13 protein-coding genes, 1 other RNA gene and 1 pseudogene are annotated in these 12,980 nt (G+C 44.6%); 10 read left to right on the top strand and 5 right to left on the bottom strand.

Annotated features, from left to right (window positions below; translation table 11 throughout):
• Positions 1–132 precede the first annotated feature (132 nt).
• Positions 133–966, bottom strand: coding sequence for a photosystem II manganese-stabilizing polypeptide (gene psbO, locus MC7420_RS01340; RefSeq protein WP_044204234.1), 834 nt, complete (start codon positions 964–966; stop codon positions 133–135).
• A gap of 149 nt (positions 967–1,115) precedes the next feature.
• On the opposite strand from psbO, the gene MC7420_RS38925 reads away from it, so the two are divergent.
• The 4 genes from MC7420_RS38925 to rdgB all read left to right on the top strand — a co-directional run bounded on the left by MC7420_RS38925 (position 1,116) and on the right by rdgB (position 4,241).
• Positions 1,116–1,346: a hypothetical protein gene (locus MC7420_RS38925; protein WP_006098136.1), complete on the top strand. Its 231-nt coding sequence runs from the start codon at positions 1,116–1,118 to the stop codon at positions 1,344–1,346.
• Between the two features lie 129 nt (positions 1,347–1,475).
• Positions 1,476–1,796: a hypothetical protein gene (locus tag MC7420_RS01335; RefSeq protein ID WP_006098291.1), complete on the top strand. Its 321-nt coding sequence runs from the start codon at positions 1,476–1,478 to the stop codon at positions 1,794–1,796.
• A gap of 289 nt (positions 1,797–2,085) precedes the next feature.
• Complete coding sequence (locus tag MC7420_RS01330; protein ID WP_006098203.1) at positions 2,086–3,522, top strand: phosphoglucomutase/phosphomannomutase family protein; 1,437 nt, start codon at positions 2,086–2,088, stop codon at positions 3,520–3,522.
• 146 nt (positions 3,523–3,668) lie between these two features.
• Positions 3,669–4,241, top strand: a complete 573-nt coding sequence (rdgB, locus tag MC7420_RS01325) for an RdgB/HAM1 family non-canonical purine NTP pyrophosphatase (RefSeq protein ID WP_006098190.1) — start codon at positions 3,669–3,671, stop codon at positions 4,239–4,241.
• 48 nt (positions 4,242–4,289) lie between these two features.
• Here rdgB and MC7420_RS01320 read toward each other — a convergent pair whose 3' ends face one another.
• Entirely contained in the window at positions 4,290–4,628 is a 339-nt protein-coding gene (locus MC7420_RS01320; RefSeq protein ID WP_006098071.1) for a P-II family nitrogen regulator, read from the bottom strand.
• Positions 4,629–5,013: 385 nt separating this feature from the next.
• On the opposite strand from MC7420_RS01320, the gene ssrA reads away from it, so the two are divergent.
• The 3 genes from ssrA to MC7420_RS01310 all read left to right on the top strand — a co-directional run bounded on the left by ssrA (position 5,014) and on the right by MC7420_RS01310 (position 8,894).
• Positions 5,014–5,403, top strand: a transfer-messenger RNA (tmRNA) gene (gene ssrA, locus MC7420_RS36080).
• Between the two features lie 474 nt (positions 5,404–5,877).
• Positions 5,878–6,915 carry a helix-turn-helix domain-containing protein gene (locus MC7420_RS01315; RefSeq protein ID WP_044204453.1) on the top strand — a complete coding sequence of 346 codons (1,038 nt, stop codon included), beginning with the start codon at positions 5,878–5,880 and terminating at the stop codon, positions 6,913–6,915.
• Positions 6,916–7,232: 317 nt separating this feature from the next.
• Complete coding sequence (locus tag MC7420_RS01310; RefSeq protein ID WP_044204230.1) at positions 7,233–8,894, top strand: adenylate/guanylate cyclase domain-containing protein; 1,662 nt, start codon at positions 7,233–7,235, stop codon at positions 8,892–8,894.
• A gap of 174 nt (positions 8,895–9,068) precedes the next feature.
• Here MC7420_RS01310 and MC7420_RS01305 read toward each other — a convergent pair whose 3' ends face one another.
• Both MC7420_RS01305 and MC7420_RS38920 read right to left on the bottom strand, forming a co-directional pair.
• On the bottom strand, positions 9,069–10,103 hold the full coding sequence (locus MC7420_RS01305; protein WP_006097855.1) for a glutathione S-transferase family protein: 1,035 nt from the start codon (positions 10,101–10,103) through the stop codon (positions 9,069–9,071).
• Between the two features lie 66 nt (positions 10,104–10,169).
• Entirely contained in the window at positions 10,170–10,316 is a 147-nt protein-coding gene (locus MC7420_RS38920; RefSeq protein WP_157452978.1) for a hypothetical protein, read from the bottom strand.
• Positions 10,317–10,345: 29 nt separating this feature from the next.
• Between MC7420_RS38920 and MC7420_RS38915 the strand changes: the two genes are divergently transcribed.
• The 3 genes and pseudogenes from MC7420_RS38915 to MC7420_RS01285 all read left to right on the top strand — a co-directional run bounded on the left by MC7420_RS38915 (position 10,346) and on the right by MC7420_RS01285 (position 12,198).
• Positions 10,346–10,501 (top strand): hypothetical protein, encoded by a 156-nt coding sequence (locus tag MC7420_RS38915; protein WP_006097800.1) that lies wholly within the window; start codon positions 10,346–10,348, stop codon positions 10,499–10,501.
• 113 nt (positions 10,502–10,614) lie between these two features.
• A pseudogene (locus MC7420_RS34745) lies at positions 10,615–11,673 on the top strand (ISKra4 family transposase).
• A 123-nt stretch (positions 11,674–11,796) separates the two neighbouring features.
• Positions 11,797–12,198, top strand: a complete 402-nt coding sequence (locus MC7420_RS01285; protein ID WP_006098269.1) for a hypothetical protein — start codon at positions 11,797–11,799, stop codon at positions 12,196–12,198.
• A gap of 230 nt (positions 12,199–12,428) precedes the next feature.
• On the opposite strand, the gene MC7420_RS01280 is transcribed toward MC7420_RS01285, so the two are convergent.
• Positions 12,429–12,980: hypothetical protein (locus MC7420_RS01280; protein ID WP_052307402.1), on the bottom strand; the 552-nt coding region annotated here is incomplete at its 5' end.

The following is a 12,980-nucleotide window of genomic DNA, read 5'->3' as shown; positions in this document are numbered from 1 at the left end:
AGAGCATCTTATGGTAGAGACGTTGCAGGCAACGTCTCTACAACAGTTCGGCTTTTGCCAAAAGGGACATGACTATCGCCATGCCCCTAATTAATTAAATCAAAGACGGTTTAGTACGGAAGTCCTAAGCCGTTAAGCATCTTCAGCTTCAACGCGACCGTAAAAGATCCCGCGAATCAAGACTTCTTCAGGTTCTTCTTCGGCACCTAAGTCAGTATCAGCCGTCTGTTCGCTCTCAAAGGTACCAGCAATTTCACCGGTGAAGCTATCCACCTTAGACACCTGTAGAGACATCTCACCGGATCGGGTCTCTACGCGCTTAACGTTAGCGCGAACGAATTCCTCTTCATCCGCTTTGGAAGGCAGCGCGATCGCATTATCATAACCAGATGCTACACCACGACCTTTGGGATCGAGGAACACAGCACCTCGATAAGACGGAACCTTAAATTCCCCTTCAAAGTCAGTAGACGTATTCACGCTTGTCATGTTTGGCTGACTTGTGGCAACCAAACTTTTAATTGTGAACATGAAGGGAACTTGTTCGCCTCCAGGTAGCTGTACTGTAATCGCTTGAAAGTCAATACCATCCTCTTCAGTAAAGATAAGGCTGCCATTTTCTCCAAAATTCAAGGAACCTTCAACTTGATCTAGGCTAGAGGTAGCCCGGGTCAATAACTTACCTGGGATATATTCTGCCTCTCTACGCTTATTTGTCGGTTCTTCCTTGACAAAGAAGCTGGTTGGCTGTAAACACAGCTCGACAATTCGATAGGACTTATCAGACTCAATGGGAATAGAACCACGAGTTGTTTCTGAGAGCTGGGGACATAAATTCGCTAAGCCCGTATTTCTAATCTGGTCGTAGGTCAATTGATCAGGACTAGTCGCTGTTGCTTCTGAACAAGCCGTTAACACCCCCAGACACAATGCCAAAAAGGCAACAATCAATGCGCGATACCTCATGGTCAACCTCAATCGTCAATCTCTAAAACAAGAAAAATTTTTTTATGGTGATTAGTTAGTGAATCAGGCTGTGGTTTATATAAATAAAACCGCAACTATCCTTACCATATCAACGAAAGTCACCCTAAATTCACTCCACCTTAAATGAAATGCGGCAAAGGGGCGGACGAGGAGAACCCGGAGGGTCAGCGTCCGATAGCGAAGCAGGTGGGCAACGCCCGACGAAATTGCCGCACTGGGATTACTCCCATGGTCAACAGGCTTTGAAGAGCCTACACCTGATCCTGCGATTAGGTGTGCGGTCGTTGACACCATGGTATAGTTTTGGTCACACGCTGGTTATCGGTGATCGCTTAGTAGATCGAACGGTGGCTTACTAAAGCCTTGTTCCCTACAGGATGCCGAAAGCGTGAACCTTAGCTTTTCTCTAGCATTGTACACGGGAAGCGACACTTTTACGCTTTCAATCAAGCAGGTGGCAAGAAACAACGAAGATTGACAGGGGTAGGATGAATTTTAGTGATGAGTTAGATGCTCAGGATCTACAGGTCAAATTACAAGCTCTAAGGACGGAGATTTGGGCGTTAGCCGATAAGCATAAAGGGGATACATTAACACTGCTGGCTCTGCTGCGGACGCTGGAAGAGGCGCACCGCGAGATCCGAGATGGTCTATTTCAAGACTCGTTACCCGACAATCGACAAACCCTGTATGCGCTGCTTAAAGATATTGAAGAATTAGGGGGTTGGCCTTATGTGGCACGGATGAAGCTGCGATCGCTGCTGACAAATTTCCCGGAAGCAGCCATCTCTGAGATTCAACAACCCTAACGCGAGCTAGCGCTTGCCAACCCAATCTAGTCACGCCAGACGTTGGCTCAGGCAGGGTAAAGTTAGGATCGTCTATAACGACTTAGAATGCTTTGCTAATGAGATGAAAACAAGTTTTCTCCCTCTGCCAATTCATCTCACCGCTTGCGGAGCGAGATTACGGCGGGAAACGTCTTGGAGATTAGGTTAAACGATGTTGCGCCAACAAGACAGTTGGCGCAACAGGTGCTAAGATCCAGCCGTCAGTCTTAGCACTTTATCTTATTATTCTTATTTTTGAGCAGGGACTATGAATGAAATTAAGTTTGGCACAGACGGCTGGCGAGGTGTGATCGCCGCCGATTTTACTTTTGAGCGTGTGGCGTTAGTCGCAACAGCCGCTACTCAAGTTCTGGCTGAGTGTTATGGCAAAACCAGCGGTAGCCGGACTGTGGTGGTGGGTTATGATCGGCGCTTTATGGCAGAAACCTTTGCCAAAAAGACGGCGGAGGTTGTCCAATCCCTGGGATTTGATGTGTTGCTTTCTGAAAGTTACGCGCCCACTCCGGCATTTAGCTGGGCAGCAAATAACCAGAATGCTCTAGGTGCTTTGGTTCTAACGGCTAGCCATAACCCAGCCAGTTATCTGGGATTAAAAGTGAAGGGGGCATTTGGGGGATCAGTTCCGCCAGAAATTACCCAAAAAATTGAAGCCAAACTCGCTCAACCCCCAACCTCAGCGCCAACGCCAGGTAAAATCCAATCCTTTGATCCTTGGTCAAGTTATTGTGATGCGCTGCGATCAAAAATAAATTTGGCGAGTATTCAGAACCTGATTAGCCAAGGTAAATTGACTGTCTTTGCCGATGTCATGCATGGCGCAGCCGCAGGGGGCTTGAGCAAAATTTTAAATGTACCGATTCAGGAACTCAATAGCTCCCGTGATCCCTTATTTGGTGGCGGTGCGCCGGAACCTTTGCCCCGTTATCTGTCTCAACTCTTTCGCCAAATCCGTACCCACCGACGGCAAACTGAGGGTACATTACGGGTAGGATTGGTCTTTGACGGAGATAGCGATCGCATCGCAGCAGTGGATGGACAAGGCAATTTCCTCAGTTCTCAAATTCTGATCCCGATTCTGATTGAACATTTAGCATCCCGGCGGCAAGAGACAGGGGAAGTGGTAAAAACGATTAGTGGTTCGGATTTAATTCCCCAAATTGCCCAGCTTTATCAATTGCCCCTCCACGAAACCCCCATTGGGTACAAATATATTGCCGATCGCATGCTATCTACCCAAGTCTTGCTCGGAGGTGAAGAATCTGGTGGAATTGGGTATGGGACACATATCCCAGAACGCGATGCCTTACTCTCTGCCCTATATCTGTTGGAAGCGATCGCGGAATCGGGTATGGATTTAAGCCAACTTTACCAAAGCTTACAAGAGCAAGTTGGCTATACCTCAGTCTATGACCGCATTGATTTACATCTAGCGGGAATGGATGAGCGATCGCGTCTACTCAACCAACTGCAAACCCAACCCCCCACTGAGATTAATGGTCAAGCCGTTGTTGATTGTTTAACCATCGATGGGTATAAATTTCGGTTAGCTGATGGTAGCTGGTTATTGATTCGTTTCAGTGGTACCGAACCCGTCTTACGCCTTTACTGTGAAGCTTCGACTCCAGAACAAGTTCGTCAAACTCTCAATTGGGCAAAAGATTGGGCAAATAGAAATCAGGGATGAGGAAGCAGAGGGAGATAGGGAAGATGGGGGTGATGGGAAAATTGTGTAGGGGCGGGTTTCACAACTATCTTTTCGGTTACACCCAGATGTAACTAAACCCGCCCTGACTAAATGACAAAGGACGAATGACAAATGACAAATGACAAATGACCAAATTAATTGTTGCTACTGGAAATCCCGGTAAATTGCGGGAGATGGAGGCATATCTTGAGGATTTACCCTGGGAATTGCAGCTTAAGCCACCGGAAATCGAGATTGAGGAAACAGGCGATACTTTTACAGCAAATGCTCGTCTCAAGGCGTTAGGTGTCGCCCAAGCTACGGGTGAATGGTCAATCGCCGATGATTCCGGTTTACAAGTAGACGCTTTAAATGGAGCACCGGGGATTTATTCTGCACGCTATGGCAAAACCGATGCAGAACGGATTCAGCGGTTGCTATCTGAATTAGGAGATACGTCTAATCGGGGGGCGCAGTTTGTTTGTGCGATCGCGATCGTTCGTCCTAATGGCACAATCGCCTTAGAAGTGGAGGGCGTGTGCCGAGGTGAAATTCTTAAGGCTCCCTTGGGTACAGGTGGCTTTGGCTACGATCCGATTTTTTACGTGCCAGAACAGAGATTAACCTTTGCCCAAATGACTCCGGAACTGAAGCGACGCTACAGTCACCGGGGCAAAGCCTTTGAATTACTCCTCCCCCAGTTCAATCAACTCTTATGAATTATGAATTAGAAACCTTAATTTTTAATCCATAATTCATAAGGTAATTTAAACAGCTTCCAGATTCCGTTCACCTGTCCTGATCCGGACAATTTCCTCAACGGGACTGATGAAGATTTTTCCGTCGCCAATTTCACCCGTGCGAGCAGCAGCAATAACTTTTTCTACTACCATATCGACTTGGGCATCTTCGACGACAATCTCCACTTTGAGCTTTTGTAGGAACTCAACGGTGTATTCAGAACCTCGATAGCGTTCGGTTTGACCTTTTTGGCGTCCAAATCCCCGAACTTCCGAAACCGTCATCCCGACGATTCCAGCGTTGACCAAGGCGATTTTAACTTCATCAAGCTTAAAGGGTCGAATAATCGCTTCTACCTTTTTCAAGATTCTAGCTCCTCACTTACGTTTCTTTATTTATATGTATCAGACCAGTATGACACGATGAACTACGGCGACTTACTTCGTTGAAGTCGCTGTTTCTGACGTTTCTTCGCCCCTAGTTGCTTCATACTTCCGTATCGCGATTTAGTTTTACACTCCCATCAATAAATTTTTTGTAACATTAAATACAGTTATTTAGAGTGTCGTATGCATTGCCCGTCGCCAATCGCCAATTCCCAGACGGTCAACACTCGATCAGGGCAGGGTGAAACTCGCCCCGACAAACTATGCCTTCAGTCGTCAAGGGTCAAAACTCTCGCACTTCCCCAATCCTCAGGCTACGGTGGTCGATCGCCAAACTTTTAATTAAAATGAAAATATATCACAGGGGGCCTTAATGGTTTCGACGTGTTGGTGAAAGCCAACCCGTGATACAGGTCGAGAGTGAGTCTTCTCTCGTAAATCCCGGACTCAAACAAAAGTAACTGCGAACAACATCGTTCCTTTTGCTCGTAAGGCAGCTCCTGTAGCCGCTTAAACACCTCTTATAGGTTCGAGCGTTCTTAGTCTGACTCCGTTAAGGGCTAAGGACACAACCCCAACGGATGCGCTAGTTAGCTGTCTTTGGTCGGCTGGTTAGCAAAGACCTAACCAAAGCATCCCACCATCCGGGATAATGGATGGTTCCCGCCCTGAGGATGAGAAGGGCTAAACCTGTGAATGATCGGTAGGTAAATACCCAATGCGGACACGGGTTCAATTCCCGTAGGCTCCATTCCTAAATTCAATTTTCAGATGCAATAAGACCCCTTCATCTAGCATGAAGGGGTTTTTATCATTGATCATACGTTGATTAGTTTGCCATAATTCATACCAAATCTGCTTCGTTAACCTCTTATATCACCGGGGTGCTGTTTCCTGGAAGCCATCTGCCATCTGCCATCTGCCTTGTCCTTACCAAAAAGGAAATAGTTAACCCGGATTTAGTATCAGATTATCCGGATGAATGCCTTGATGACAGAAAAAGGTAATCAAACGCCTTCGGTGCCCTTATCAATTTATTAACAATTGTTGCGGGTCAGATGAATGAACTCCAAACTCCGGCTTTGGTGTTCATTCAATAATGTTGGAGGTAAGGATGCTAGGATTTGACCGCCCAAACGGAGTAGGGAATTCATCCTATCCAACCGAATCCCTTACTCTGGAGTACCTCATCCTTAAATATGTAAACAACAACGAGCAAGAGCAAGTTATGGTAATGCAACCTACGTATGGTAATGGTTTTATCGATAGCTCAACCATTGAACTTTCTCAGGAAGGATTGCGGTCTATTCTGAATCAGATTGAGGCGGAACTCATCGATAGTGAAGTTTACCGCCGCACCATGGCTGGGTTACAAACGATGTTAGGGGAAGCCTCAAGCAACGCCCATATTCTGGTCAAGGCGGTGGGGCGAGAAGCCGTAAGGTTGACATTTCAGGAATTTGCTAGACAGTATAAGGTTGTTCCTGTGACTCCTGTGGCTTCTGACGGAATGAATCAACCGACAGAAACCGAAGAGGAGGAGTTGGAGATTCCCGAAACTGAAGAGACGGAATGTCCCATTGGCTCTAAAGAAACGATGTCCCATAGAGTTGAGACAAACTTATCGCCCAGTTTAGCAGATCGAGAGATTGGGGAAACTCAGTCGCGTAAAAAACTCACTAAAGCAGAATTAGCCGCCCAAAAGCTTTCCCTAGAACGGGAAGAGATGTTGCAGCAAATTGGTCAACAACTGCGACGAGCGCGTAAATCCCGTTCTTTGAGTCTTCAGCAACTACATCGCCAAACCTTAGTCCCCATTCATCAAATTGAAGCATTAGAAACGGGTAGTCTGGCTCAGCTACCAGAGGATATTTATATTCGTGGTTTTATTCGCCGACTTGGTTATGCTCTAGGGTTAGATGGTGTAGGGTTAGCCTTGTCTTTGCCGGAAATTGATCCGGTCAAGTCTGTGATTCCTTCCTGGTATAAAGATCCAGTCGCGACAGGGTTTCACCTTAAATCTGTTCATTTATATCTAGGTTACGCCACGTTGATTGCAGGAGCAGTGGGAGGACTTAACTGGATGTCGAATCAACAATCTGTACCACAAAATACAGCGGAACCTGAACCTGTTCCTTCTGGTCAAAACTCTGTTTCTCCAAAAGCTGAAACTAACAAATCTACCCATAAGCCTGGGATTAAATCGAGTCAAACTGGTGTACAAGCAGGGGATGATATTGCTCCTCCTGAGGCATTTCCGTTTTAAGGAGATGGGGAAGATGAGGGAGATGAGGGAGATGGGGAAGATGAGGAAGATGAGGGAGATGAGGGAGAGAATAAATTTTTCGGCGGAACCATGAACAATTAACAAAGGACGAATGACGTAGCTTGCTTCTCGATGAAAGCGAGTATGACGAATGACATAAGACGAATGACATAAGACGAATGATCACTTTATAGACTCTTTACCAATTCCTCACCAACTCCTAACACATATCTATCTGAAAGAATCCCTGTAGTCAGAATAGTGAAATAGGAACATTAAATAAGACTATTTTTTAACAGTCTTACCTCTTTAAAAAAGTGACTTACTTAATCTGTACTTGTGAAATCTTGCACAAGCAAATCTATCCATTAAGTTGGGGCGCGAATACAATTGGGCGGGAAGAGGATAACACTATTGTAGTTGACCATACCTATCTTTCCCGTTACCACGCTCAGATTTTGCTCTCCCCTGACGCTGTGATACTGCGGGATCTCAATAGCCTCAATGGTACGTTTGTGAATGAGTTTAAAGTTGAACAATGTCAACTTAAGGATGGAGATTTTATTCGTTTAGGGGATGTATCGTTTAAGTTTGTACAGCAAATCCCTAACGTTGAGAAAACTGTATCATCGGACGATGATACGGAAATTTCAATTGTCAAGCAAGTCTCTCCGGAAAAAACTAGAATTGCAATCACTGATTTATTGCAACCCGATAAGTCAGAAAATTCTATTATTAAACTGAAGCAGCAAGATACTCATCAACGAACGGTTGATAAATTGCAAATTTTACTGGAAGTCAGTAAACAATTGTCTTCTCCAGAAGATCCTGATCAATTGCTGCAAAAAATAATCGATTTGCTGTTTGAAATCATGCATATTGACCGCGCCACAATTTTGATGGTCAATGAAACGAATGAAATACTGGAACAAAAAGCGGTAAACTGGCGTTCTGGAATCCCGACTGAAGAGAATTTTTACAGTAGTAAAATTACTAATTTTGTCCGTCATCAGGGGGATGCGATTCTCACGGACGATGCTTGTAAAGATATCTTATTTAACGATTCAATCTCTATTGTTGAACAAGGGATTCATGCCGCAATGTGTGTTCCTCTGAAACCCGCCGATGAGGTGATTGGGGTATTGTATGTGGATAATTTATCAATGACGGATATCTACTCCGATGAAGATTTAGAGTTTTTAACTTGTCTAGCCAACCAAGCCGCGATCGCGATTGAAAATTCCCGCCTGTATAAAAAGATGCAGGAACAGGAAGTAATGAGGGCAAAGTTGGAACGATTCTTTCCTCAATCTGTTAGTCGCAAGTTACGGGAAGAAGGTAATTTAGCCACGGTGGAGACAGAAGTGACGGCTTTGTTTGCCGATATTAGCAACTATACGCAAATGTCGGCGGAAATGGAACCGCGTCAGATTGTTGAAATGCTGAATGAGTATTTCCAAGTCATTGTAGAAGAGATTGTTTTTCCTTACGAAGGAACGTTAGAAAAGTACATCGGTGATGGAATTCTAGCAATTTGGGGCGCACCGTATCGCCAACCCGATGATGTAGATTTAGCGGTACAAGCAGCGATTGAAATGCAATGGGCAGTTTCCCGCTTAAATCAAAAATGGATTCGCGAAAACCGACAACCGATTCAAATTCACATTGGTTTGAATACAGGTACAGTCGCGGCTGGAAATATTGGTTCTCAAAATATGATTCAATATGCCACAATTGGGGATACAACAAATGTGAGCAGTCGAATTTGTGACGTGGCTCAAGCTGGGCAAATTTTAATCGCTCAAAGTACGTTTGATAAGCTGGGTGATCCGAGTATTCCCCTCGAAAAAATACCACCTGTTTTTGTGAAGGGTAAGACTTCGCCTTTACATCTCTATCGGGTTTTGTGGCAGCACTATAACGCGACGGACGTATTGTGCGAGAATGGTGGTCTATTAACTACACTTAGCCCATCTTAACTACTGGACGTTGGACAAAATTTTACCAGGAACTTTTACCATGGCAAACGTTCTTTGTAAGTCGAGATGTTGAAACTATTACCTATTGCCTATTGCCTATTGCCTATTGCCTATTGCCTATTGCCTATTGCCTATTGCCTATTCCCACCACAAGACTTATTCAGCAGACCATACTTAGCTTCTCACTGAAGCTATGCCAACAGTATCTCGACCATGAGGTTCCATAAGGCTAGACACATCGGGACCACTCGGGATAATTCCGCCAGGATTCAGTGGAAACAGATTGCCGTAATAATCTCGCTTAACACTCTCCAAATCACAGGTATCCGCAACCCCCGGAAGCTGATACAAATCGCGCAGGTAAACCCCTAAGTTTTGATAGTCTTTAATCCGACGACGGTTGCACTTAAAGAGTCCATAGTAAACAATATCAAAACGGAATAGGGTTGTAAATAGACGCACATCTGCCAACGTCACTCTATCGCCACACAAATAGCGATTTGTCTCTAATACCGCATCAATTTCATTGAGTGTCGTAAACAATTCATCACAGGCTTGATCATAAGCCTCTTGAGATTGGGCAAAACCGCAGCGATAAACGCCATTATTCACCGTATGGTAAATTTTATCATTCCACTCAGCGATCGCGGACTTCAGATCCTCTGGATACAAGTCCAGTGCAGCATTCTTAGCGAACTGATTAAACTGAGAGTTGAGCATAACAATAATCTCGGCACTCTCATTATTAACTATCGTTTTCGTCTGGTTATCCCACAATACGGGAACTGTCGAACGCCCACTGTAACCGGATAGGGCTAACTGGTATAATTCCGGCAACGTGTGACAGCCCTCTTCGGGTTTCTCAAACACCCAAATTCCCTGATCTGAAGACGGCGAGACAATCGATACTCCAATCACCTCATCCAATCCCTTCAGCGCCCGAACAACCAGCGTCCGATGCGCCCAAGGACATCCGAGTCCCACAAACAGAGTATAGCGCCCTGGGGTGGGTGGATAGGGATTTCCCGCGTCTGTTCCAATCGCATGTCTAAACTGACTCTCTGGGCGAATGTATTCTCCCTTTTTGCTGGGCGGTGCTAGTTTGGACATCATAATCTGCCACATTGTCGTCCAGACAAACTTGCCCAACCGAATAATCACGGTTGACGGGAGAGATGTGCCTTTGGGTTTCCAAGAAGATGTTGCCATGAGTGAATAATTGAGCTTTATCCTACTGGTGTGATACAGCTAAATTTGTGGCATAGAGTTCACCGTTCAATCGGGCGCACGTCGGTGCGCCCCTACAATTCCAACCCAACAAATTAGGTGTACCACACCACTACTGTATCGAATAGTAGCGATCGCGATCGCATCCAGGGATGATAGTCTAGCTACTGTTGGGTTGTCTTGCTGATTACCCAACACCAAAGCACACCAGACAAACGGTAGATATGGCTAACATCACCATCCAATCCGCAACTGAATGTGACAACGGCTGGTCTTATCAGGTGAAACTAGAAAATGATCGCGAATATAACTACGATGTCACCCTCAGTCAATCAGACTATAACCAATGGTCGCAGGGAGCATCCCATTTTGGCAAATAGCCGGGAAAGGTCGATTTTTAATTCGCGGTTATTACTCGCGAATTAAATCTCCGTGTATACTTGAACGACTCAAGGTGACATAATATAGATGGAGATATTCACAAAGTTTACTGATGAACCAAGCCGAACGCCTGGAACTGGAAGCTTGTTTAAGACGAGCAAGTGAGATTCTGTACAACAATAGTGACACAGACAGTTTAGAAACCCTAGCTGACATCGAAATTACAGTCAGAAACCAAATTTTAGAATACGTTAGTCCCCAAATCGCCCTTTTTTTATCACCCAAAAAACCCAAACCCGACGCGGGAAAACCCGAACCCTAAAAAGCTGCCTGGGAAAACTAAAGATTACCAAAAAACAAGCAGATGCTTTAGGGATAGAAGCCTATACACGCCATAGCCCTTTGCTAGAAAAATGCTGTCTTCTTTTAAGCGCCAATGAATCTTATCAAAATGCGGAGAGTGATTTGTATTTGTTAACGGGGCTAAAAGTTGGTCACTCCACGCATCATCGGAAAGTGAATCAAATTGAATTACCGCTTCCGGATCTCAAACAAGGATTATCAGAGATAAGCGTTGATGGCGGAAAAATTCGCTTGAGGACGGCAGAGAAAGGAGAACCGAGTTTTGGCAAGAATATAAAACAGCTCGCTTACAAGAATTTATTACGGAGCTTTCTTTCAGATATCTATCTTTAACGGATGGATAATAGTCAAACATAACCTCACCCTTGTACTGTTTAGGGATGGACATGATGGGATATGGAACATCTTTGCCGAAATTGGGGAGAATAAGGATAGAATCGAAGTTTTAGACTGGTATCACCTGACCGAAAACCTGCATAAAATAGAAACCAAAAAATCTATCAAAGACCAGTTAGAAGCTGACCTGTGGACGGGACAGGCATCCGAGGCGATAAAGTTGTTGAAGTCAGCTCAACCCCTAGGAGGAAACAACTTTATTAGCTATCTAAACAAGCACCGTCAAAGGTTAATCAATTATCAATCTTATCAACAGGAACAAATTTGTTCAATTGGCAGCGGAGCCGTCGAGTCAGCCGTCAAACAAATTAGCCATCGTGTTAAACTAACTGGCGCCCAGTGGCTCAAAGAAAACGTGGTTAACATTTTACAACTTCGTTGTGCTTATTTAAACGGTCAACTGGCTATTTAATGCCAACTTCCCTAATTATTAAGCGCATTTTTACAGAGAATTGATATAAGGACTTGAAGTACCGCCCATTTTTGATAAATTCGCGAGTTAGAATGGCGAATATATCATCATGGAGATAGAAAAATGGGCAAAAGGGTTTCCAGAAAGTCACAACACGATAAGCTGGAAAGAATAACTCGTTTACAGACGGCAATTGCTAGTCTTGAAACCTACCAAAGTTTCTTTGAGCGTCAAGGAAAACTCGCCCCAGCAGATGCTTGGGTAGCACGTTATCAAGTCCGACAGTCACAAAAAGTTTACTGGTACTACAAACTACAGGCTAGTTCACCCACTTTCACAACCACAAGTGACACACACAAGTTAAGTAAATATAAGCACTTAGGTAAGGCTGGATGTGAAGCCCATGTTGCTTCTGTGATGTCTGTCGCCAGAAGAACGATAGTGTCCGAATTACAAAAAACTATTGATTCTCTTAAAAATAGCTTACTAGATATTTCTTTTGACTCTGAGCAAGAAGATATCTAATATTTAGATTAAGTAATTATTCGCGAGTTATAGTCGCGAATAACTTTTCTCTCTTTTCCAAAATGGGATGCTCCCTGGTCGCAAGGGAAAGTTTCACCTGAACAATTAGTCGAAGCGGCGTTTGAATTTCTACTGGAACGTGAACCCGCCTCGTCTATCATGTCAAAATTTGATTGTGCCGTAATCCGCCGCTATTTTCCCGAAGTGGATAGCGAGTTACCGAAGAAACTTTAACGGTTAAAACTCAGGCTATTCATCATCTGGTCTAACACTTGTTTATTGCGTTGATAGCGTTGACCTTGCATATCATAGGTCGTTCCAATCAGAGTTTGCCCATCGAGATCGACGAAGTATAAATAAGACCGGACTCCCTCAGGGATTAATCCTATCCCTGTGGCTTTATTTTCAACAACCACCGCTTGATACCCATCAATAGTCGTCTGACGGCGAGACAGTTCTTGACTCGTCTGGTTATCTTCACGGGCTACCCGTTCAAAGGGAATCTTATCGACTCGGATATGTACGGCTTCATCGAAACTTTCAGATTGTTCAGGTAATGAAATTGATTCTGGATCAAAAACCTTACACTGTTCTACCACCGATCCCGAATTTGTCACCCAACCTTGAGGATAACTCACCGTATAACTTACCGCCTCATTGGTGCAGGTTTGGCTGAGGGCGATAGGAGAATTGTCTTCGGGTTGCTGGGCATTAACGACATAACTATCAGGTACACCGGACACATTTTTAACTTGACATAATGCCGCAGCAATTGCGCCCGC

The sequence above is a fragment of the Coleofasciculus chthonoplastes PCC 7420 genome (assembly GCF_000155555.1).
In the GTDB taxonomy this organism is placed as follows: domain Bacteria; phylum Cyanobacteriota; class Cyanobacteriia; order Cyanobacteriales; family Coleofasciculaceae; genus Coleofasciculus; species Coleofasciculus chthonoplastes_A.
Note: the sequence above shows the minus strand (reverse complement) of the source record. Positions and strands in the feature narration are given on the sequence as shown.